Source organism: Alteromonas sp. C1M14 (assembly GCF_018860965.1).
Taxonomy (GTDB): Bacteria; Pseudomonadota; Gammaproteobacteria; order Enterobacterales; family Alteromonadaceae; genus Alteromonas.
This window is the reverse complement of sequence record NZ_JAHKQF010000011.1, coordinates 102,301-125,048: the sequence shown is the minus strand read 5'-3', so window position 1 is coordinate 125,048 and position 22,748 is coordinate 102,301. Positions and strand designations below refer to the sequence as shown.

Sequence of the window (22,748 nt, the reverse complement as noted above, 5' to 3'; positions counted from 1 at the left end):
AAAAATTGATATGACCAATAAAAATAAATTAACAGACAAATCACGCTAAATTAACAATCGCGATTATGACCAAACAGAGTAAGTTTAACAAGACGCAGGTAACAATAATTTTCGGAAAATGGCTAAAATCGGTAGACCAAGGTTACTCACCAATTTTAGCCAGCCGCCGAATTAGGCTAGTTTGATGTTTGTGGGATGTCTTTGAGAATGGCAATAATTTCCTGGTTATTACTAAGCTTAGCCAGGTCGATAAGATAGCCTTTTTCCATCTCTGTCATGCTTTGGTCTGCTAACATTTCTTTCACTGTTTGGGTTTCGCCGTTGACGATGGCCGTTTTCAAACCCATGTAGTTTTCGATGCTGCCACTATTTTGCTTCATATTTAGCCCCTTAGTCAGTGTCGAATTTACGCACAAGTGTCACCCGCAATTGGCATGACACATACTTTACTTTGCTTACTTACCTGTACGTTTGATGTGGCTTACAAGGTCAACTTAGATAACTTGAACAAACCGAAGCGTTTGAAAAGGAGCGTGATTTTACAATGGTAAGGCCGTGGTATTAACGGGAGATTTCAGTACAAATGAAGAATGCACTCCGCTTACCCCATCAATTCGGGTGAGTTTATGCAATAAAAACTGCTGGAAGTCGTCCATATCTTTCACAATCACTTTAAGCACGTAATCGGCGCTTTGACCGGTAATAAGATGACACTCAAGCACTTCTTTGCATTGGGCAATGCTTTTTTCAAATGTGGCGAAACGCTCGGGGGTATGTTTATCCATCACTATCTGAATAATAGACAGCAGGGTTAGGCCCAGTTTTCGAGCATTCACCATCCCCACGTATCCGTCAATCAAACCGCTTTCTTCTAATTGACGCACCCGCCGTAAACAGGGTGAAGGAGACAAATTAATGGCATCGGCTAACTCTTGGTTAGAGATCCGCCCCTGCTTTTGAATTATTTCAAGAATTTTCTTATCGTAACCATCCAAATCCATAAAACACCCTTGCACAAATAGTATATTTCAACAAAACAAACTATAGCGCAATAATATGCTTAAGCACCAAGAAAATTATCATACCTTCGCAATCATCTATGCATACAAACAGGGTATGCTTTGTACATATCGTTAATACAGCAGCGGAACCTAACATGATTGCTCAACCTCATACCAAATATCAGCGCTTTGAAGGCGTAAAATTACCAGACAGACAGTGGCCGAATAAGCACATTGACTGCGCACCCATTTGGATGAGTACGGATCTACGAGACGGCAATCAAGCGCTGATCGATCCCATGTCCATTGAAACCAAATTGCGCTTTTTTAAAAAGCTCGTTGAAATAGGCTTTAAGCAAATTGAAGTGGGGTTTCCGTCTGCTTCGGATATCGATTTTTCCTTTGTGCGCTTACTGATTGAAGAAAACCACATCCCTGATGATGTGACCATAGAAGTATTAGTCCAGGCCCGCTATGACTTAATTGAACGCACGGTGGAAAGTTTACGGGGTGCCAAGCAAGCCATCTTGCATATGTATAATCCCATTGCCCCGGCTTTCCGGGAAATTGTGTATAAGAAGGACAAGGCCGGTGTGAAGGAAATCGCCACTCAGGGCACAACCTGGGTGAAAACACTGACAGCGCAAGCACCAGAGGTAAATTGGACCTATCAGTATTCGCCGGAAGTGTTTTCCAGCACCGAAATCGAGTTTGCCAAGGAAGTGTGTGATGCCGTAGTCGCGGTTTGGCAACCTACCGTCGAAAACAAAATCATCATCAATTTACCGGCGACGGTAGAAATGAATACTCCCAATACCTATGCCGACCAAATTGAATGGATGCATCGACATTTAGCCCAGCGGGAACATATCGTGCTAAGTGTTCACCCCCACAATGACAGAGGCACCGCCGTGGCCGCAGCAGAGCTTGCCGTTATGGCGGGCGCGGATCGGGTAGAAGGCTGCTTATTTGGCAATGGTGAACGCACCGGTAATGTGGATCTTGTTACCTTGGCCATGAACCTGTATACCCAAGGGGTACAGCCGAATCTGGATTTTTCGCAAATCGATCAGGTAAGAAAGTTAGTAGAAGAGTGCAATCAGTTGCCTGTTCATCCCCGTCATCCTTATGCTGGCGAGCTGGTTTATACCGCCTTTTCTGGCTCGCACCAAGATGCTATTAAAAAAGGGCTGGCGGTGCAGCAACCTGATGGGATTTGGCAAGTGCCCTATTTACCGGTGGATCCTGCCGATGTTGGGCGCAACTACGATGCGGTAGTACGGGTAAACAGTCAATCGGGGAAAGGCGGCGTTAGCTTCTTGTTAAACCGCGAAACTGGCTTGCAATTACCCCGCAAATTACAAATTGAATTTAGCCGTGTTGTGCAACAGCGCAACGACACCACAGGCAAAGAAATGAATGCGTCTGATATTGTCGCGTTGTTTGAACAAACCTACCTTACCGCGCCCCAAGGTATAGAATACCGAGTGAGTGAACTACGCACTACACAAGACAATCAACAACACATTACTATTGACGTTGTGGTTGATGATGAGCCAATTGCGCTAAAAGGTACTGGCAACGGCCCTATTGACGCCGCGGCCAATGCCATAAGTAAACTTGTTGGTGAAACCGTAGAGGTCATTGACTATCACGAACATAGCTTGGGGGAAGGCTCTGGGGTATCGGCGGTCTGTTATTTAGAAATGAAAACCGCCTCGCAAGGTACCCGCTTTGGCGTGGCTAAAGACAGCAACATTATGACGGCAGCCTTAAAAGCCATGCTAAGGGGAATAGGCAGCACCGTGATCCAAGAGGCCTAAACGGCCCCTTACACTCAACCGGTTTACTGGATAGCGTCTAAAAAAGGCCCTTTAAACCGGTTGAAATCTTCGATTTGAGGAAGATGCCCTAACCCACTCAACTCTACGACCGAAATACGGCTATTTCTTTGCTTCACTTCATCGCCTAGCTTGTCATAGCGACCAAGTTCACGCTGAACATCGGCCCGTTTGTTTGCCCGCCCTGGCGCCGTACGATCTCGGGTACCTAAAATCAACGTGGTAGGCACCTGGATATTGCCAAATTCTTCGATCACCGGTTGGGTGAAAATCATGTCGTAAGTCAACGCATTAACCCGGGCAAGTTGCTGCCAATCAGGCCCTTTAATCCAACCTTGCAAAAACGCCGCATGGCGAGCAAAGTCGTCATTCCACTTGCCATCGTAATAGTTCTTTTTCTGATAATTCACAATCATCTCAGGTTGTTTTTTCAACTCGCTTTGATACACAGTTTCGATATCGGTGTAGGTTTCATAAAGCAGGTAGTTTTCTAATCCAATGGGGTTAACAAGGACCAGTTTTTCACTTATTTGGGGAAACAACAACGTAAAACGGGTGGCGACCATACCGCCCATCGAATGCCCAACAATAATACTGTGCTGAATGTTCAAAGATGCCATTAATTGGCGAGTGTTGTTCGCTAACACGGCAAAACTGTATTGATAGTGGGTGGGTTTAGAGGATTTACCAAAACCGATTTGATCGGGGATAAGTACACCGTATCCCTGGCTATGAAGTAATTCAGCGGTTTGTTGCCAATATGCGCCATTGAAATTTTTGCCATGTAACAGCGTTACTACGGGCTTACCTTCGTCGGGTTTTAAATACATATAGGCCATAGATAAATCCTCCCCTTGTGAGGACAGACGAAAGGTGTTGACCTCAAAAGGGTAAGACAAGGACGTCAGACGTTTATCATAAGCGGGCACCTCAGCGGCGTGGGCAACGCCAATGCACTGCATTAAAAACACGCTAAGAAAACACATAATACGTTTCATGGAATCTCCCAAAAAGTATTTTAAATAAAATATAAAACCCTTTTTACACCATGACTCCACCACAAGACCAAAAGATCAGGCAGAAAGTTAAAATCAGCGGTTCGTTGACCTACCCATAGGGTTTACCTTATTTCCCTAAATACTTAAGCACTCGCCTTAGCTTTAAATACCCACCGTTCCAAAAACCAAATTGCAATTAACGACAAGGCAAATAACGGCAGCAGCATAGCTAGAATAATTAGCCCGGTGATCACCCCGCCATGGACTTGCGTGCGCGGCGGCGCGCCAAGTTGACCTTCAGGACGGCGCACTAACCACATATATAGCCCACTGATACTAAGTACAATAAGCCCTAATGCCGTTGTTACTCCTAACAATTGGTTAAACCAACCAAACAAATGGCCTTCGTGAGCGGCAATGGCATAGCCAATAATACGATCTAAACGGGCTTTGTCTTCAAAGGTGCGCCGTTCAAGTACCCTTCCCTCGTTATCTAACCAAACGGTTTCCCGTTTAGGTCGATTTTGTACCATAGAATCCACTTTCCATTCTTGTTTGCTGTGATCAGCAACCGATAAATAAGTGGGGTATGGCAATTGAAGTGCGGTGGCGTTATTCAGCACATGGGCTGGCAGGGTCTGGGTATCACTAATCATGGCTCCCCACACCTTCCGTTTACTGGCCGGCCCGGTAGTCCAGTCTTGTTCTACCTGTTGCTGGGCATACCAGGTTCTTACCTGTTTAAATGCACTGCCCCATACCGTTGTCCACGGCAACCCAGATATAAGAAAAAACAGGATAAAAACAAGCAGCCAAGCCCCCACCACTTTATGGAAATCCAGCCAAAATCGGCGTCCTGTGGACGCCATTTTAAAGCGCAGGGCGCCCACGCCTTTACGCCACTTCTTTGGCCACCAAAGTAATAAGCCGGTAAGCACAAGTACAATGGCCCAGTTACCTGCTAATTCGACTAATATCGCGCCGTTGTCTCCCACCAGCAGCTCGCCATGTAAGGTTTTAAACCACTGACTAATAAACGAGTTATCTGAACGGGTATCCAATACATGTAGCGAGTAAGGATCCACATAGACCAGCCATTTGGCCCCTTGATACTGCACGGCAATCTGAACCGCTTCACGAGGAGACTGAGGCAGGCGATAGGTCACAAAACGACTACCGGGTAACGCCGTTAGCGCCGCCTGTAGTTGTTGCGACGCATCGGCCCGGGGTTGCCCCTGTGGCTCTACGATATAGTGCCGTTCTTGCCAATTATCCAGTTGCGGTTTAAATAGGTACACCGCGCCAGATACCGCCAGCACTAGAATAAAGGGAATACAAAATATCCCCGCGTAAAAGTGCCAGCGCCATACCGCCTGATGAAAATGCCTGCTTGTAGTCATAATTACATGTCGTACTCGAAGGAAAGGTACGCGGTTCTACCGGGATACGGGTGGGCCACGTAAGCAATGTCGTTAGCTAGGTTGTCAATGCCAAAGCGAAACTGTAGATGTTCATTCCACTTATAGCGAGAGCTAACCCCAAGCCAGGTATAACTATCAATTGCGCCATACACGTTACTGGCGTGATCGGTGTTGGTTAAGGTGCCATAACTGTTACTGGCATACTGTACACTTACCCCTAGGGTGAGGTTTTCAGTAGCGTTGTAATCGAGTAACAAATTACCTCGCCAATGGGGAATACGCGGGTAGTCATTGCCCACGAGTAACTCATTGGCTGCATTTTCTTCTATTTCTGAGTGGGTGTAGGTAACGTTAAGCTTCACATTCATGCCGTCTAGCAACCAATTGTCCTGATTGGCAATAAACTCCGCCCCTTTGGTTAACACTTTATCGATGGGAATGAATGTGGATAAGCTTTGACCACCAGCTAATGTCGTAGACTGAGATTCAATAACATTACGGATGTTATCTACAAATAAATTAACCCGTAGTAAGCCATCGGAGAGGTTTCGCTGCACCATTAAATTATGATGTAAGCCATCTTCAGGAAGGAGTGATGCATTAGACACACTCACACTGTTGTAAGCTTTGTATTGGCTAAATAGCTCTTCCACAATGGGAAAGCGATAGGCCTTGGCCCACGAGTAGCGTATTTGCCAATTTTCGTCGGGTAAATAACTGACGCTAAGTTTAGGCGAAAACTTGCGCTGAGTGGTGGTGGGCACATCCGTTTCTTCCACTACGCCACTTTCAATAGTGGAGTAATAACCGCCAAAGCTGTCGAACATCTCATAACGAAGACCGGCATTCACCGTCCACTGAGGGGTGGCATACCAATCTAGCTGACTGTACAAGGCTTTGGTTTCGGTTTTTCCCCCACTGGTACTGGTTAGTTCTGCGTTATCTTTATAAGCGTAATGATCGCTGTCGTACAAATTATAATTTAACTCGTAGGATGCAAAATCCACCCCTGAAATTACGCTAATATCGGCGCCAACATCTGGCATCATGGTTAACTTTATTCCGCCAGTAAACCAGCCTGAATCATCATAATCGGCAATTTGACCTGAACCATCGTACAAGGAGGAATTGGGATTATATTGTGAAGTCCCTTGCTGATCTTTGAGAATAGCAAAGTGATTTACATTGGCTTCTAGCGCGGTTCTGTCATTAATGTCACCTCGCACACGCAACCCCACAGACAAGCTTTTACGCTCTAACTCGCTGACAGAAAATCGCGAACCGGCAATGGTAAAAGCGGTACCATCTTGCACCACATCGCCACTGTATACCAACTGGCCATCGGCATTTTTGACATAACTATTGGGGCTTTTTTTGTCACTATTACGGTCTTCATAAGCCACATTTAATAACGCAAACCATTGGTTCCATTCGTGACCTAACTTCAACTTAACGTTATCGGTGGTTTCTTCTACCGGGCCGGTATCACCAAAGAATAATTGGGATTCGCCATACTGGTTATCCCCCTCTAACGCACCGCTTACCTCTTGGCTGTCGGCAGTCACCTCGGATACGGCACCATAGTAATAACTTTGTGGCTGAGAAACGTTATTTAGGTGGTTATAAGACACATAAACGCTGGTGTTACCGTATTTATTGCCGGCGGAAATAAAGCTTTTGTTACCTGTTAGCGAATCGTCGTAACCATACGCATCAAACTGTTGCTGAAATACCGTGGCATCCACATGCAATTCTGCTTCTTGGGGAATAGCCGTTTCTATGCGCACCACACCACCCATGGCATTACCACTATATTGGGCATCAAAAGGCCCATAAATCACTTCTACATCGGCAATTTCGCTGGCTGACACCATTGTCCAGCGCGGCGCACCGCTCCAACGAGACTGCAAAAGATAGTGTAAGGGCACCCCATCGGCAAACACCATGGAACGACTGGTTTGAAACATGTTAGCACTACGAATACCTAAGGTACCGTTAGCGTCACCAATATACCGGCGACGAATAGTAAGGCTTGGCTGATATTTCACGAGATCTTCGGTGGTTACCAGATTCGCGGCTTCTAAATCAGAAGGGGTAAGATGAGAACTAGGGGAAACACCTTGCTCTTGGGAAAGACTTCCGGAACTCCAAATAACAACATTTTCTATGTCATCGTCGGCGGGCATTTCATCTGTAGAAGCAAATACCTGAAAACTAAACGGCAACAAAGCCATCCATGATGCAGCAACGTTAAATTTTTTCATTAATAAAGTGGGGTCAGACAAAAAAGGGGGGGTAGTATTTAGAAAATGTCGCGGCGGTTCAATGCGACAAATTGACGCGCCTGTATACACAAACACGCCTGTTTTTAGCTTAAGCTTTTTGAATGAGGATTATCAGGCGGCAGTGGTATATTGCGTTTGTTACCATGGATAATGCCAACGCCCTCAGAATGAAAACAATGAACAAGCCCACCTACATTAACCTTATAGGTGCTTGATAATGACTGAAGCTTAGGTTGCCAGTGCTAGCGAAAAACCTGCGATTAAACCCACGGGGGTAAAATTTCTGTATAAGTTGGCCGCCGAATCTGTTACAAGAAAGAAAAAAGAGCTTAAAAAGCCTCGTTTATCGGTAACTTGCCTAAAACAGTTCTACCCTTCCGCACTTTTTTGACGCCCTTATTTAGTGGCTCAGATTGTATCTAAAATAAAAACAACACGGTGATTATGAATACACTAACACGGGTAAAAATAGGCTATGCAGTATTGTCTAGCGCATTGGGATTAACGCTGTCTGCAAACAGTTACGGGGCGATTGACCCGGCGAAAATGGATGGGTCGGATACCGCGAAAATCGAACAAAATATGGCATCCCAAGTGCAACCAAATATCATCGTTGTTATGACCGACGATCAAGGTCAGTGGACGGTAGGCGCATACGGTAATGAGGCAGTGCAAACGCCTAATTTAGATTACATGGCCAAAACCGGCGTAATGTTTGAAAATGCCATGACCCCAGCACCGGTGTGCTCTGCCGCTCGAGCCAGCTTTCAAACCGGTAAAACGCCCTCTCAGCACGGTGTGTATGACTTTCTTAGCTCTGGCCAAGATAATCCTGAATGGTTAAAAGGTGAAACCACCCTTGGGCAACGTTTACAACAGGAAGGCTATAAAACCGCCATGTTAGGGAAATGGCATGCCACAGAAGAATTTGAAAATCCGCCGGTAAGAGGTTATGACCGCTGGTTTTCCCATAACTCTTACACCGAACAATCTTGGGTTAACTCTTACATTCACATGGGCGAGGTACACTGGAATATTGATGGCGAAAAAGTGGTTTTACCTGGTACCCAGTCCCGTTACCTAACGGAAGAAGCAGTTAAATTTATGGATAGCAGTGGCGACCAGCCCTTTTTCATTAATTTAAACTATACCGAACCCCATTTTCCTTTTGACGACTTTCCCGAACGCTTGGTTGACCGATACCGCCCCATTGCACAAAAAATGATAGCCAAAGGCGGCAGTTCAGATTTACTAAAAAATACCGATTACAACTTGGTGCCAGAAGATCATGAAGAACGGTTAGCCCAGTATTTAGCGGGCGTATCGTTAATTGATGACAATATAGGCCGCCTGTTGGATGCCATCGATAGCCGAGGCCTTGCCGACAACACGGTGCTCATCTTTTTGTCTGACCATGGGCTTTTAATGGGGCAATATGGCGTGTACGGAAAGGTTAATGCCACCTTCCCGTATAATTTTTACGAAGAAACCATACGTGTGCCCTTTATTGTGAAAGGGCCTGCGGACCTTGTTCAACCCCGGCAGGTACGGGGCGAGTTTGTAGACTTGCTGGACTTAAATAAAACCATTTTAGATTTTGCGGCTAAAAAGGACGAAACGCCGCAGGAAACCGGCGGCCCTGGCGCAACCCTTCGTCCCTTATTATTGGGTAAACGGGAAGTAAACTGGCGCAACTTACAATTTTCAGAACGGGGCAACGGGCGTATGGTAACTAATGGCCACTGGAAATTGGTGCGTTACTACAAAAAAGATCAAACCCCCATTGATAACTGGTACGACTTAAGCCACCCCATGGGTGAGCGTTATATCTCAACACCACCCCGAGAAGCTGTACAAACGTTGCTGATTTCGGCCTTAGAAACCCATTTTGCCACTTACTCGACCCCCGAACACGACGGTAAACATGTATGGGATCAGCCGCCATTGAATTTTGGATCTGAGCGTTTACGTGAGAAAGCCATGTGGCAGTAGGTTAAGCGCACATAATGCAGAGAAAGGTTCTCTGCATTATTTGGATTAAACCAACCTATTTGTTTGCTTTGTCGTAAGGGCAAAGACATTGCTATGCAAAACATCTAGCATTTCTTGTTAGGCGGCCAAATTGACTTTGTCACTCCAATAGTGAGTTACACTTTACTTTTAGCGCTGCCTTTTTATTCATCATCTTTTTCTATCTTAAGAAAAAATAACGCAATAAATGCAAAAATAACAATAGCGGCTTTGACTATGGTAGGTATAGGCAGAAAGCTGCTAAAACCTGCAATCGCGCCAATTGCACAGACTTTGAAAAGAGGCTTGAACATTATCATGCCAAATTAGGTATACATAGCTAAAGCGGAATAAGTACCTCCTAAAGTACCTAACATTCCACCTATTAAACCACCTATTAGTATGCCTGCAGGTCCGCCTACAGCTCCAACAGACGCGCCAACCGCTAACCCAGCAAGACCGACCCATCGCCCCCAACTCGCGCCAGGGATTCCCCAAGCGATAGTATCACTGCCACCACTTACGCTTTGCATTTCAACTGTTGTTAAAGTTTGCATAGTTATACTCCAGTGATTTAAAAGATTCATAACAACCCATGCTTCTTCTTTAAAATGCATCAGAATAGAACCTAGCAAAACTGTACATAGGATGGGATCTGCCGCCGTTAAGTTTTGATTCGGAGCGTTTACGAGAAAAGAAAGCCTACTTAATGCAGCCTCTCTTGATAGGGATGAAAGAGTTACTCAAATAATCAATAGATTCTTAATTACTAGCCCTACGTACTCTTATGAAATAAAAAGTAGGCTAAATTGTCTACAGTGAAATATCAGACAAACGTGAAGAAATGGGTATTCAAATGAATATTGGCTCAGATGAGTTTTTGGAAGATTGGGTAAAGGAGCAGGCGTGCCTCACTGAATAGGCTATTTCTCTTTCAGATATGCAGTGCAACCCTTTCGTCTACTGACCGATATATTCATCCCCAAAATGCTAACCCACGGCAACGCAGCTTTGCAAACCCAGAAAAAACACGGAGCGGCCATTCGGCAAAATGGACGTTCCAAATATCAAGGCTTAGCCTTCGTGAATACAAGCTAGATACTTATGGCTGACCGCAAAACGAGGGCTAAGGTAAAACGCTAAACAATGAAATCCGATGATTGGGCCTGAATGTCATCAGATCGGTTGGCCAGTTTACAAAAATTAGAATTCTCATAAATTAGATCATTATTACTTTAGCTTGAAAGAGTGAGAATTCAGTTCTTGAAAAACACTCTATTATTAATGCTGTGACAATCTCAGTAATTTTTGCAGTAAACGCCTATTAATAAATCCTTTCGGTGTAAAAAAAACGTTATTTAATGGTGCTAAACACCTTTTGTGCCGAACAACTAATTAGCAAAAAGCCGGTGGCAGATTCCACCCCAGCCAGCATACGTAAATGCCCCGTAGGCTCTACACTGCCTAAGCCTAACGTTGTAATTGTGGTTAAGGAAAAATAAAAGATATCTGTTACTGTGCTTAACTCCTTAAAGCCCCCCAAACCGAGACTAATCCCCAGTAAATAGCTACACATAAATAGCCCTGCAATAATTATTTGGCTTATTACTGCAATCAATACCACGCAAGGTGTAACTACCATTTGCTTACTGGTTTTCACCATTATTTTTTCTGCAAGATATGAAATATTGACAAGGTGTAAAAACACCCCAAAGACCAACGTAACTATGGAAATTAACCATGCTAAAATCATAATTTCTGCTCCATCGGTATGAATATTGTAACTCCCCCGTTAGCTAAGCTTTCACTAAATCAAACAAGCAAATATCTCATGGAAGGCGTGTCAAATAAGTAAAAGTTACATAAGCGGGTTTAACTATTGGCGACATCCACAGTTACTCTTTACATCACATTATTTTTTAGATGTTGTTTATACCTACGCAGATACCTCAATTTGGTTTAGCGAAAACGTGGCCCAAAAAATCGTAAGGGGAAGCGCGGGGTGAATACCGTGCCAACCACCGGCGTTTTCACGCGAGCAGCGAAAATATCGAGGAAGGTTTGAATATGAACAAAACAGCAAAACTTTACAGAATGGTAACCAATGACCATATTTGCCCTTATGGACTGCGCTCGAAAGATTTACTTGAACGCAAAGGGTATACCGTTGACGATCATCCCTTAACGAATAGAGAACAAACCGATAATTTTAAAGCCCAATACAAGGTTGAAACGACCCCCCAAACTTTTATTGATGATAAACGCATTGGTGGCTACGACGAACTACGTGAATATTTTGGCAAAGACAAAGCAGGCCAAACAGGCACCACTTATACCCCGGTCATCGCTATATTTTCGGTGGCTCTAGCACTTTCGTTGGCATTTCAGTTTGCCGTGGCCGGTAGTTATATTTCGCTGCGCACACTTATGCTATTTATCGCGTTTTCTATGACTTTGCTGGCGGTACAAAAACTCAAAGATCTCTACAGCTTTACCTCATCGTTTATTACTTACGATTTACTGGCAATGAAATGGCTACGCTACGGTTATATTTACCCGTTTATTGAAGCCTATGCAGGTATTGCCATGGTGGCGCAATTACCCGCCCTTGCAGTAGCACCATTTTCCTTATTTATTGGTACGGTGGGCGCTATTTCGGTAGTAAAAGCGGTATACATTGATAAACGTGAATTAACTTGCGCCTGTGTAGGTGGCGACAGCAATGTGCCGTTGGGGTTTGTGTCCTTGTCTGAAAACCTCTTTATGATAGCAGGTGCCCTGCTGATGTTTGCCATATAGGTACTCATTTAACGGAACCTCCAACAACAAAAAAAGCGGCTAACTAGCCGCTTTTTTTAAGAGCTTTTTACTAACAACACTTATTTTGCAATAACACCGCACGCCACGCGCGCACCGCCACCGCCCAGCTTGTTAGGCGTATCTGAATAGTTGTCGCCACCGGCGTGAATAATGATTGCTTTACCTTCAATATCTTCCCGTTCCAGTTCTGGGGCAAAAACCGGGTGGGTAGCTGTGCCATCCTCAGCCACAAATAAGGTGGGCAAGTCGCCTTCGTGGCCATCTTCCGACCAAGGCACATTATGTTCACCGGTGTTTTCTGGGTCGAAATGCCCGCCGGCAGCACCACCTAACACTTTTTCACCGTCTTTCATGGCAGATGAGCAATCGCCGTTCTGGTGAATATGAAAACCGTGTATGCCTGGTGTTAAGCCTGACAAATCTGGCGTAAAGACAACACCATCGTCGTCGACGTCTTTAACTAAAATGGTGCCTATGGTTTCATCGGTTTTGAGATTTTTCATGATCACCGCATTTTCGTTGTGATGCTCCGCGAAACTGGCCGTACTAAGGGCAAGAGATACCGCGCCTACTAAGGCAGGTAAACTAAAGCGTTTCATGGTGTTCTCCTTCTTTTTTAGATCTACATGTAACTGTAATAAGCCGGCAAAACCTTACTGCAATGTTTGCCGTTGTTAAGAAAGGAGCACGAACCACACCAACAATCTATAAACCTCCACACCCCTTGTTCGCTATGGGCTAAGGCAATATGCCGCAAATATATCAGGCACGACAAAGCCAAGCTATCGCTTCTCTTTAACAGGTTAATTGAAAATATTACGCAAAAGGAGTGAGGGCATAAGCCGCTTAAAACGGCCTAAGCACTAGTTAGCAATCAGGCGCATAAACTGCGCCTCAGATAACACCTCTTGTTCCAGCAAAGCTTGAGCAACAACGTGAATGGATTGCCAATGCTCGGCGATCAAGTCATCTGTTGTTTGCGTGGCGTCATCCATCCATTGCTTAATTAGGGTTTCGGTTTGTTGCTGAAAGTAGGTGTCTTTTGCTATGTCTTTTAACGCCGTAATATCCATGTTGTAGCTATCAGGATGCATGCCGTATTTGGCAATGGCAGACCAGGCCGACCACATGGCATTTCTTAAGTCGCTACTTGCCCCTGTATCAAGCCCATCGTCACCAAACTGTTTCACCTGCGCTGCCCGCCCGGCCAGCGCCACACAAGTACGGGAAAACCAGAACTGCTTGGTGTAGTCCACAACTTGATCATTACTGTAAGCCACCATGCCCAGCGATTGTTCTCGGGGCACCACACTAATTTGCTCAATCACCCGCTCAGGCATAAGCACTTTGGAAATGACCGCGTGACCCGCTTCATGATAGGCGGTTTCTGCCAGCATTTTTTCGCAGTTGTCTAACGAACGTTTGGCACCGTATTTAAGAATATTAATTTCTTCTACCAGCATCGACTGGGAAATGTGACTTAAACCCTCGCTAAGTTTTCGCAGTACCGCTTCGCGATGAATTTTCTCCAAATCAGCACCGCTCATGCCCGCAGTAAGGGACACGATCAGCGCCGTATTGATCTCTTTAGCGTAACCTTCATAGGTTAAGAATTTATTGATAAACCAATGGCGAGCCGTTTTATCTAAATAGGGCACCCGAATATGCAAATCGAGTCGCCCTGAGCGTAACAAGGCGTCATCCAATTTCTCCATACGATTGGTGGCTGCCACAATGAACACCGGCGCCCGACTTTGATTAAAGCCATCAATCTCTGTAAGCAGGCCATTAATAAGGGCATCGGCTCTTGGCCCCGCTTCTCCCCGTTTAGGTAAGGCGTCAATTTCATCAATAAATAGAATACAAGGGGCGTACTTTCTTACCCGTTGAAACAGGTTTTTTATAAAGCCATCTGCTAATAATTCGTTACCGGTACAGGTGGCAATAGGCATGCCCGCTTCACTGGCCAGTGCCCTGGCAAGGGTGGTTTTTCCTGTGCCTGGCGGGCCATGAAGTATCATCCCTTTCGGCGGCGACACACCGGCTTGGGCTAACTCATCACCATGGCGAATAATATTGATGGTTTCTTTTAGCCGCGCTTTAACTAACTCGTGGCCAGCAATATCATCAAAACCTAATTGAGGCATATCTAATACAATGCCGCCACTTTCATTGACGTCGTTAACATGTACCAATAATTCGCTTTTAGGCTCGACGAACGACACCGTCAGCAAATCATTGCTCTGGTGACAATTTACATTGGTAAAAAAGACTTGGTGTCGAATTTTAAGTGCCCGAATATGAGACCCGCTACTTTCACTTTCAAGCAAAGCCGATACGTCCTCGTTTAGGGACACATTTACCCGCTTGATATCGGCTTGGGGATGGGTACGAAGGTAGTCAGTTATCGGGTCGATAACTTTGCTGCTAATGTTCGCTTTAATGTCGCGAATGTCGAAAAAAGGCGCAAAGGTGGTTAGCAATAATCGAATCACCTTGTCATCAAGGGACGCAACCTGAAGTCGGCTTTTATCGGTAAAGTGCTTGAGATCCCCTGCCAGTTGCTTTTGTGCCACTTGCAGCAACTCATCCACACCCAAGGTTTTAAAAAGGACAATACTTCCTTGGGATAATCGAGATAACAGTTCGGGTGGAATGGCTTTTACTTGGCGGTCGCGCTCTATTTTTGTTTCATCTCGTAATTGGGTCATCATGGCCGCGCGGGCCTGTTCCGGCCGACTTTCTATACTCTGCAAGTAATCAGGCTTTTCGTATACCGCACTGCCAAGGTTAGAGGTAAACACCACAATCGTTTGGCGAAAGTCCACCTCACGCTGTGTGTATTCGTCGGTGATAAAACCTGCCGACAGCATGCGTAACAATGCCAAAAGCACCTGGGTATGGGCTTTTTCAAATTCATCAAACACAATCACCGATTTAGGGTGCTTTTCTACAAAACTGGTGAGATCGCCAGGTGCAGAATCATCGTATGTTTTTTTCGCCCCGACTAAACCAAAGCTCTCGTTCGCATTGGCGTACTGGGTCATATCAAATAACTTATACTGATAGTCACCACTTAGATTATGGGCAAATTGTTCAGCTAAAAAGGTTTTACCCGATGCGGGAGGACCGGCAAAGAAAAACAACCCTTGAGGGCGATTTTGTGGCGGCTGCCACAGCCCTTTTACCAGACTATCGATAAGAAACTCTACCGCGTGATCTTGCCCGTATACCTCAGTTAGCAAAGTCTTTTTAAGTTGCTCATAGCTATGTAATTGGTCACGATAATCAGAGCCATGTTTCGGTAAATCAAACAGCTCAGTATCGTTTATCCAGTCGTCACTAGATGCTAAGGGACGCAGGCTATCTAGCATAGATGAAAGCTGCGAAGAGAACGGTAAGACCGGGCGTGCCACCATACTTTGAACTGTATCATCGCTTAAATCTCGACGATTTTTATCCGCCATAAATTCAATAGTGACATCGGCAGGCAATAATATGTTTCTAAGCTTTTTATATAACACATTGTTATCGTTCACCACGTGGGGGAGTAAACATAAAAATGCTGAGGCTACATGTTCACGAAAAAGCTTGTCGCAGTCTTCATTAAGGGCAATGTATTTAGCGAAAAGCAGTAGTGTTCTCAAAGAGGCGATCCTTCATCAAGGGATAGTGGAAAAGAGCGTATAGTGTCACGCCACGGCCGTATTTTACAGTTTTACCCGCAATATAAGGTATTATTCAATATAACCTGCTTACTTTTAATAGTTTGAATTATGGTTATTTTTTGCGTTTAATGAATCTATTATTCCCGCTAGCTTGGTCCTTTCGGGTTTATATATTCCCATCAGCAATCACTTACATGCACGTCCAAGTTTAAGAGGAATGAGTTATGAGTTTAATGCAGGATTATTCTGTTCTTCTCGGCCAAATCGCTGAACAACACGAAAACTGGTCAGTCAAAACCGAATCGCCTTTTACTATCAGTCGGCACGCCCAAGAGCACACCTTGCCCTTGTCGATCAGTGTTTATGGTAGCGACGCTAAAGCCCATCTGTTTTTTAATATTTACGACGACGGCCCATTTACCGGATTGGCTAAGAAAGTGCTGCATGCCCAGCAAAAAGAAAAAATTCAGAAAGAAGATGAAGACTCAGGCTTAGTTATTATCATCGATACCGATGGCTTTGCCGTTGTTTTTGATGCTACCGACGTAAAAACCACCGACTTTGCTGCCCAGTTTAATCAAATTATAGAAACCGCAGATAAGCTACTTATGCAACTGGTGGCAAGTGCTCACGATACCGTTAAAGATATGCCTGATGAGCCTGCGGCAAGCCCAAGCACTGCACAAGCACCACAGATAGCCCAAGGTAATGCCAGCAGTGTGGATGAAGTGGTTCAGCAATACCTAAAAGAAAAAGACTACAAGTACAATCATGATGAAAAAAATAAGCGCTTTATTTTTGGGTTTTCAACGGAGAACTATGTCAATCGCAATGCCGACCAAAGCTTGCAAATTGTTATAGATTACTCTGATGACGATTTATTGCGATTCGAAACCCCGTGGTTATATAAATTCGATTTTAAGCAAACCGAATACAGCTTGATTGCTTCGGTGATGGCGTGGTTTCAGTTTGAATTCAAATTTTTATCCATGTCTCTTGATCCTTCCGACGGTGAATTGAAAATTTCTATCGATATTCCCCTAGGTAAAGGCACCATTCATACCACCCAAGTACATCGGATGGTGGCGTTTATTCTGCAATTTTCAGAAAGCACCTACAAAGAGCTATTTTCCATCTTACTTACCGACAGCAAAGCCGCTGAAAAACAGCTTAAAAAGCTTATTGATGATCATAAAGCCACCATAGAAAATCGTACTTGGTTAAAGTCGTTAGAATCGAAATTAAGTTCCCTTACCGACGAACAAAAACAGGCCATAGAAGCGATTTTGGAACAAGGCGAACATACTAGCGATCAAAACGGAATATAATGGGCATGACGGATGTAAAGGAGCGTAAGGTTAGCTGGTTTAAGAAGGCATTATCTAGTCGCCATGAAGTTGAACTGATTGGTTGGACTTTGTTTTTTGGTGCGGTGACATTTTCGCTTTTTTGGTTAACGGTGCAGTGGCAATTGCTTCCCGACGCGCTGTTAAAGCCACATTTATCGCAAGAAGATACAGGGCTTTTTGACGCCCTAGGTGGTTGGGCTTTAGGGTTTGCTGGTGCCATGGTAGCAATTCGTATTGCCGGGCTGGCAAAAACGATTCAAGAAAACGACTCCATCAGAGAACAAGTCAAAATGATGGAAGCGCAGGTTGAGCAAGTCTCCAGACTTAACTCATCACTAAACCAGTCGATTATCGATGCTAAACGGGCGTGTGCGGCAGTGATCTTGTTTGCGAAAGAATTAGAAAGGGGCGGCCAGCTCACTTATGGAGATAATTATCTGTGGAACGTTTTTAACAAGCGCCCAACCAATCAGGATTTGTCAGATAAGTTAGAAAAAAGAAAAGAGGCATTGCAAGAAAAGCTAGAAGAAAAACTAGCACACCTGGTAAAAACCATCGAAGAAAGCTTTCAGAACTCGGCATTTCGCGACGTCCTGCGCTTTATCGAGCAACACGCAGCCAATCAAAAAGGCACTACCATCATAAAAAATGGTAGTGAGGGAAAATCGTTTATCTCCCTGTTCTTTAAACACTATCATGAGGGCTTCGAAGCCAAAGACAGCAAGCAAAAAGAACTGATTGATGTGGTTAAAAAGAACGAAGTGTTTTTTGAAATACTGGATATTGTAAAAGGGCTAGGCACGCGCAACTTTGGTATTGGCGTAATGGAACTTCGTGCATTAGATCTCATTGAACATTACAAAAAAGATCTACTACGTTTATTAAAAGCCGAAGGGGCTCCTTTCTCGTCTGATGAAACTAAAGAATTTCAAATTTCTGATGCGGCGTGGCTTTTATTAGGGTTGCTTTTGTACCGGACAAAATCGGAATCTCTGGCAAGTACTGACAATGCCGGATTTGTCACCCTTGCTTTAATTCTTGGGTCGTTACCCACAAAAGATACCGTTAAACAATACCTAGAAAGTAAGCGCGCTGAAGTAGAGAAACCTTACTCGGAAGCAGGCAGAACTTTGCTATCTAAAGAAATTGAAGAGTTAGCGCAAAGCCTCTACTTTCTTGAAGGCGAAGAACTTACCGACCTAGAAGATCTCATCAAAGAGTGCTGTCAAAACACAGAGTTTCTTACCGTACTTACCGCCAATATTGGTGTAAGCCAAGAATATGTGAACCTGAAAACAGACAAGGATAGCTTCGATTTTAGAAGTAATGAAACTCGCAGCGAAGAAGACGGCAATAGCGAAGATGCAGCGACTGAAGGCAACGACAACAGAGCGCCTGATCTGGAAAAAGCATCGGACAAAAAAGCCAAAAACTAGCCTGTTCGTCACTGTAAATTAACCGCATATAAAAGGGTTTTGCGTTAACGCTATCTTAGGTGCGCGCTCAGCCCTTTATTTGCAAACTCACCACTGATACCATAATGTCCTCGTTTTAGTGAGCCTTTGCCTAACACGACTAAAGGAATGCGCTTTACACCATCATCTTAGCATTCATTTGTGGCTAGCGTCGGTATTGACTCACCACCTTCTTTGACACCTCGCGTTTTTCATATCGCACTTCTCATATAGCTAAATAACGGAATTTTATGCGTTCATATATCACCTTCTTCACGGTTTCAGTTCTGCTTTTACTCACCGGATGCACGAATGATCATGTGGTCTTTAATCCCGACATAGGAGAGCACCGTTTATACAATAGAATTCAGGCAGTGGAATTATCTTCCCCAGAAATCAACTCACAAGATTTTCACGTTAATAGCTACGCGGAATATAAGGTAAACGACCTGCAAGATGACCGTTTAACACTGCATATTGAGCCTCACCGTTTAGACATGAGCATAGACTCGCAAAAATTTAGCACCGCAGAAGCTGAGGGGCTTCCTCCGGCTTTACTAACCCAAATGTCTGCCGGTGTCGACATGATTATTAACAGCGAAACCGGTGCCCTGATTGATGTGAATAGCCAGCAACAAAGCCTAAAAGATAATCTACAAAAAGTCCTAGGCGGCAGTTTGGGAAGTATGATGGATCAAATCAGTCAACCTAACCTCACCGTATCGTTAAGCCCCGAGAAAGGGTGGCAAACTAGCGGCGACTTCAAAGGCATTCCCGAGGTTACCTTTACCGTTACAAAAGTAACCGATAGTGATATTTGGGTTAGCTTTGAAGGCAAATCAGGTAGTGACCAGGTCGCAGGGCTGGCACAGGTAGAGCGCGCGTCTGGATGGATAGTGAATCAGGTTGTCACCACCAATATCGAAAAAACCATTCAAGGCAAGGCAATTGTTCTGCGTTCAACAGAAGTCATCAACAAGGTTGATGATGGACATATCGCCTATTTACCCGTGATGCGATCTCAATGGTCGAATAGGTGGACAGAAATAACAGACTCAACACCAACCACAAAAATTGCCCCCATTAGCGATGCTAGCAAGGTTTTTAGTCAACGAGATGGTATCGTGGAAATAGACGACGGTGAGTTGTCTTTAGAGCTAACTCATGCGGTAAACAAGGATGGTTCTTTAGGTAAGGTAGTCATTAGCGAGCCACAAATTTTTGATATAAGTGGTCAGTTAATAACGTCTCCTTCTCAACTGAGCGAGACCTACTCTTACAATAACTACAAAGAAACTGGAAAAATAAGCACCACCCAAATTCGCTTTACCGGCCCAGGAGATTTATCCGATATCACCGACACCGTGGGCAGCGTAAAAACCCAAGTTGCTTGGTACCCAGACGCTTCCTTCCTGGTAGATGTGCCATTGAATGACGACCACACCGGCCACTTTAGTGATAAAGGCATAACCATCGATATTACGCCCACCGAGGATAGCAACGTTTATGCACTTACCTTTAAAGGACAAGCAAAAGACCGCCTTTTCTTTAACTTATCAAAGCAGCAATCCATCGAAGTGCAATTTCGGGCTTATCCTGAAGCGCCCCAGTGGCTTACTGCCGAAGAAAGCAATATGCGCTATCAGGCAAGCCCTTATGAAGAAGCCTACCGCGTGTTGATGCGTGGTGACGAATTTCCCTCGTCGCTAAGCTTTGTTTTAGAACGCGCCGTAGATAAGCCTGTGGCGACGCAACAAATCACGTTTTATACCGACGACGCAAAACGTTTTAACCCCAATATCGAACCGCAAACATCCTACCTGTTTGAACATAACCCGCCCGATACAAACCTAGAAAGCATGACCTCAACCCGTGTTAAACACGGCCAACTAAAACTAACGCTGGGGCAATCACAAATTGATTTTTGTTCAGCAACCCTTTCACCAAAGGCGGAAGAAGCCGGCTCACCATTAATTTTTGCAGCGGGTGAAGATAAAAATAGCTTTGACCACCCAAGGGCATTATTACTGCAAACTGAAGATGGAGTAAGACAGTACTTTTATGGTTTAGGCGAGCGAAAAGTGTCCCTGTCTTGTGCAAAAACCCGCGCTTGGAAGACTACCTCATTTCCGTTCAATGAATCGACTCCCTGGGTAGTGCCAATGGATGCCTTGTCACACGATGAAAACTTCAACACGGTGGGGGATATTTTTGCTGTTTATCGCTTTTTGGATGCCAAAGGCAAAGCCCTTAGCCTAATGCCCTTAGACAAAGAAGAGGTGGTATCTCCGTCTACTCCAGTTAAGGCTGTTTTGTTTCCTAATAACACCTTGCGCATTGCCGGGGTACCCAAAACCGTACAAACCGCTGTCATCATTGATCAACCCATTGACCATGAGTTTAATGTGACGTTTTCTGATTTACCCACAGGCGGTGAATAAATGAAAACCTTATTAAAATACAGCTTGATCGTTATTTGGGCGTTCCCCATGGTGGCCTTTAGCGCCACTGAATACTTGGACGTAAATTTAAGCCCCACGAAAAATGAAATCAATTATCGCTACCACTACGAAAGCGATGTTCAGCCCAATGATGATGGCGTATATACCCTTCCGGTGTTTGATGAAGCCGGCGAGTTAATCGTTACCTTTCAAAGCACTAAACCCGTTATTGCTCGGGGTACCTTTACCGGTACACAAGTGGCAGAAGAACGAAAACTAGGGCTGTTATCACGGGTACTTTATCATTTAGGCGACGGCTTTAATGGCCGAGCAGAAATGCGCAATAAAAAGGGCTACTTGCAAGAGGAAGTCCCTTACATAAATGGTAAACGAGATGGCGTTGCCAAACAGTATTACGACAACGGCGCCCTTAATGCGACCACCCATTATAAACAGAACAAAGAAGTCCTCACCACCAAACGCTGGAGCCGCGACGGGGTATTAGTGCGTGAAACCCAGCGGACTGAAAACGGTGAGTTTGTCAAAGAAAGAGAATGGACCACCGAAGGTGTGCTACGCCAAGAAACCGTACCCATCGATATCGATGGTTATCCCTCAGGCTTGCAAGAAACCACATGGGAACTGGGCGAAGTGAAAACGTTTATTGCAGCTGGGGTACGGGATCCGCATCGTGGATTTTATCCCACTGCCAACCTCCCTTATATACTGGTGAAACGAGAGCGCAAGGAAGAGGGTCAATTGATCTCACTAAAAGAAGTGAATCACTACGGCAAAGAAGGCCAACAACGCCTTTACCATGAAGGGTTTTCTATTATTGAAAATATGTCCGATGGTAAGCGAAATGGTATGTACAGCGAAGGCGATGAAGGCAATGAAGCCATAAAGGGCATGTACAAAAACGGTGTTAAAGTAGGCCAGTGGCGCGACACCAATTCAGATGGCGATATTATTCTAGAAACCTATTCAAATTCGGGAAATTTAGATGGGGTACGTACCGTACAAAACCGTGATACCCAAGCGCTCATTGTTACAGAGCACTATGTCGATGGAACAAAACACGGCGAATATGCCGCGTTCGATAGCGATGGAAACAAAGAAACCTTTGGCATGTACAACCAAGGTAAAAAAGACGGCGCTTGGGTAGAAAAAGACGGTAACCGCATTTGGCATGGCACGTACCAACAAGGCCACAAAGTGGAACGCTGGCTCGGCTATAACCTTCAAGGTTATAGGATTTTTGATTTACATTATAAAAACGGCAAATTAGACGGCCCTCAATATGCCTTTGCCGATAATGGCGCACTGACCTTATTCGAAGAGCGCAAAAATGGTGCCCGAGACGGTAAACGCCTAGTTTATGAAAACGGCATCAAAACCAGCGAAAATAACTATAAAAACGGAGAAAGACAACCCTAATCTGGCCGCTAGGGCGTGCGGTG

Annotated in this window: 16 protein-coding genes; 7 read left to right on the top strand and 9 right to left on the bottom strand. The window is 44.7% G+C overall.

Features of this window, described 5'->3' with window-relative positions; translation table 11 throughout:
- Positions 1 to 176 precede the first annotated feature (176 nt).
- Together KO501_RS10080 and KO501_RS10075 are read right to left on the bottom strand one after the other, a co-directional pair.
- Entirely contained in the window at positions 177 to 380 is a 204-nt protein-coding gene (locus tag KO501_RS10080; protein WP_216029545.1) for a hypothetical protein, read from the bottom strand.
- 159 nt (positions 381 to 539) lie between these two features.
- Positions 540 to 1,001: an Lrp/AsnC family transcriptional regulator gene (locus KO501_RS10075; protein ID WP_216029544.1), complete on the bottom strand. Its 462-nt coding sequence runs from the start codon at positions 999 to 1,001 to the stop codon at positions 540 to 542.
- Between the two features lie 155 nt (positions 1,002 to 1,156).
- Between KO501_RS10075 and leuA the strand changes: the two genes are divergently transcribed.
- Entirely contained in the window at positions 1,157 to 2,824 is a 1,668-nt protein-coding gene (gene leuA / locus KO501_RS10070) for a 2-isopropylmalate synthase (protein WP_216029543.1), read from the top strand.
- A gap of 23 nt (positions 2,825 to 2,847) precedes the next feature.
- On the opposite strand, the gene KO501_RS10065 is transcribed toward leuA, so the two are convergent.
- The 3 genes from KO501_RS10065 to KO501_RS10055 all read right to left on the bottom strand — a co-directional run bounded on the left by KO501_RS10065 (position 2,848) and on the right by KO501_RS10055 (position 7,525).
- Positions 2,848 to 3,804 carry an alpha/beta hydrolase gene (locus KO501_RS10065; RefSeq protein ID WP_252728349.1) on the bottom strand — a complete coding sequence of 319 codons (957 nt, stop codon included), beginning with the start codon at positions 3,802 to 3,804 and terminating at the stop codon, positions 2,848 to 2,850.
- A gap of 179 nt (positions 3,805 to 3,983) precedes the next feature.
- A complete protein-coding gene (locus KO501_RS10060) occupies positions 3,984 to 5,240 on the bottom strand; it encodes a PepSY domain-containing protein (protein WP_216029541.1) in 1,257 nt (418 codons plus the stop codon).
- A 2-nt stretch (positions 5,241 to 5,242) separates the two neighbouring features.
- Positions 5,243 to 7,525 (bottom strand): TonB-dependent receptor, encoded by a 2,283-nt coding sequence (locus KO501_RS10055; RefSeq protein WP_216029540.1) that lies wholly within the window; start codon positions 7,523 to 7,525, stop codon positions 5,243 to 5,245.
- A gap of 465 nt (positions 7,526 to 7,990) precedes the next feature.
- Here KO501_RS10055 and KO501_RS10050 point away from each other — a divergent pair, with 465 nt between their 5' ends.
- A complete protein-coding gene (locus KO501_RS10050; protein ID WP_252728320.1) occupies positions 7,991 to 9,538 on the top strand; it encodes a sulfatase-like hydrolase/transferase in 1,548 nt (515 codons plus the stop codon).
- A gap of 344 nt (positions 9,539 to 9,882) precedes the next feature.
- Here KO501_RS10050 and KO501_RS10045 read toward each other — a convergent pair whose 3' ends face one another.
- Together KO501_RS10045 and KO501_RS10040 are read right to left on the bottom strand one after the other, a co-directional pair.
- Positions 9,883 to 10,113: a hypothetical protein gene (locus KO501_RS10045; protein WP_216029539.1), complete on the bottom strand. Its 231-nt coding sequence runs from the start codon at positions 10,111 to 10,113 to the stop codon at positions 9,883 to 9,885.
- Between the two features lie 797 nt (positions 10,114 to 10,910).
- A complete protein-coding gene (locus KO501_RS10040) occupies positions 10,911 to 11,309 on the bottom strand; it encodes an ion channel (RefSeq protein WP_216029538.1) in 399 nt (132 codons plus the stop codon).
- Positions 11,310 to 11,623: 314 nt separating this feature from the next.
- On the opposite strand from KO501_RS10040, the gene KO501_RS10035 reads away from it, so the two are divergent.
- A complete protein-coding gene (locus KO501_RS10035) occupies positions 11,624 to 12,355 on the top strand; it encodes a glutaredoxin (RefSeq protein ID WP_216029537.1) in 732 nt (243 codons plus the stop codon).
- A gap of 80 nt (positions 12,356 to 12,435) precedes the next feature.
- Here the strand turns inward: KO501_RS10035 and sodC are convergent, their stop codons facing one another.
- Positions 12,436 to 12,975 (bottom strand): superoxide dismutase family protein, encoded by a 540-nt coding sequence (sodC, locus tag KO501_RS10030; RefSeq protein WP_216029536.1) that lies wholly within the window; start codon positions 12,973 to 12,975, stop codon positions 12,436 to 12,438.
- A 264-nt stretch (positions 12,976 to 13,239) separates the two neighbouring features.
- Entirely contained in the window at positions 13,240 to 16,023 is a 2,784-nt protein-coding gene (locus KO501_RS10025) for an AAA family ATPase (RefSeq protein WP_216029535.1), read from the bottom strand.
- 245 nt (positions 16,024 to 16,268) lie between these two features.
- Here KO501_RS10025 and KO501_RS10020 point away from each other — a divergent pair, with 245 nt between their 5' ends.
- From KO501_RS10020 to KO501_RS10005, 4 genes are all read left to right on the top strand, one after another.
- Positions 16,269 to 17,372, top strand: a complete 1,104-nt coding sequence (locus tag KO501_RS10020; RefSeq protein ID WP_216029534.1) for a hypothetical protein — start codon at positions 16,269 to 16,271, stop codon at positions 17,370 to 17,372.
- 5 nt (positions 17,373 to 17,377) lie between these two features.
- On the top strand, positions 17,378 to 18,829 hold the full coding sequence (locus KO501_RS10015) for a hypothetical protein (protein ID WP_216029533.1): 1,452 nt from the start codon (positions 17,378 to 17,380) through the stop codon (positions 18,827 to 18,829).
- A gap of 269 nt (positions 18,830 to 19,098) precedes the next feature.
- Positions 19,099 to 21,288 (top strand): hypothetical protein, encoded by a 2,190-nt coding sequence (locus tag KO501_RS10010; protein ID WP_216029532.1) that lies wholly within the window; start codon positions 19,099 to 19,101, stop codon positions 21,286 to 21,288.
- Positions 21,289 to 22,725, top strand: a complete 1,437-nt coding sequence (locus KO501_RS10005; RefSeq protein ID WP_216029531.1) for a hypothetical protein — start codon at positions 21,289 to 21,291, stop codon at positions 22,723 to 22,725.
- The last annotated feature ends 23 nt before the right edge of the window (positions 22,726 to 22,748 follow it).

What these genes read in the sequence shown, in the direction of transcription:
- KO501_RS10045 (WP_216029539.1), bottom strand. Translation starts at nt 10,113, where the DNA reads ATGCAAACTTTAACAACAGTTGAAATGCAAAGCGTAAGTGGTGGCAGT.
- KO501_RS10080 (WP_216029545.1), bottom strand. Translation starts at nt 380, where the DNA reads ATGAAGCAAAATAGTGGCAGCATCGAAAACTACATGGGTTTGAAAACG.
- KO501_RS10060 (WP_216029541.1), bottom strand. Translation starts at nt 5,240, where the DNA reads ATGACTACAAGCAGGCATTTTCATCAGGCGGTATGGCGCTGGCACTTT.
- KO501_RS10035 (WP_216029537.1), top strand. Translation starts at nt 11,624, where the DNA reads ATGAACAAAACAGCAAAACTTTACAGAATGGTAACCAATGACCATATT.
- leuA (WP_216029543.1), top strand. Translation starts at nt 1,157, where the DNA reads ATGATTGCTCAACCTCATACCAAATATCAGCGCTTTGAAGGCGTAAAA.
- KO501_RS10065 (WP_252728349.1), bottom strand. Translation starts at nt 3,804, where the DNA reads ATGCAGTGCATTGGCGTTGCCCACGCCGCTGAGGTGCCCGCTTATGAT.
- KO501_RS10005 (WP_216029531.1), top strand. Translation starts at nt 21,289, where the DNA reads ATGAAAACCTTATTAAAATACAGCTTGATCGTTATTTGGGCGTTCCCC.
- KO501_RS10055 (WP_216029540.1), bottom strand. Translation starts at nt 7,525, where the DNA reads ATGAAAAAATTTAACGTTGCTGCATCATGGATGGCTTTGTTGCCGTTT.
- KO501_RS10015 (WP_216029533.1), top strand. Translation starts at nt 17,378, where the DNA reads ATGACGGATGTAAAGGAGCGTAAGGTTAGCTGGTTTAAGAAGGCATTA.
- KO501_RS10075 (WP_216029544.1), bottom strand. Translation starts at nt 1,001, where the DNA reads ATGGATTTGGATGGTTACGATAAGAAAATTCTTGAAATAATTCAAAAG.
- KO501_RS10020 (WP_216029534.1), top strand. Translation starts at nt 16,269, where the DNA reads ATGAGTTTAATGCAGGATTATTCTGTTCTTCTCGGCCAAATCGCTGAA.
- sodC (WP_216029536.1), bottom strand. Translation starts at nt 12,975, where the DNA reads ATGAAACGCTTTAGTTTACCTGCCTTAGTAGGCGCGGTATCTCTTGCC.
- KO501_RS10050 (WP_252728320.1), top strand. Translation starts at nt 7,991, where the DNA reads ATGAATACACTAACACGGGTAAAAATAGGCTATGCAGTATTGTCTAGC.
- KO501_RS10040 (WP_216029538.1), bottom strand. Translation starts at nt 11,309, where the DNA reads ATGATTTTAGCATGGTTAATTTCCATAGTTACGTTGGTCTTTGGGGTG.
- KO501_RS10010 (WP_216029532.1), top strand. Translation starts at nt 19,099, where the DNA reads ATGCGTTCATATATCACCTTCTTCACGGTTTCAGTTCTGCTTTTACTC.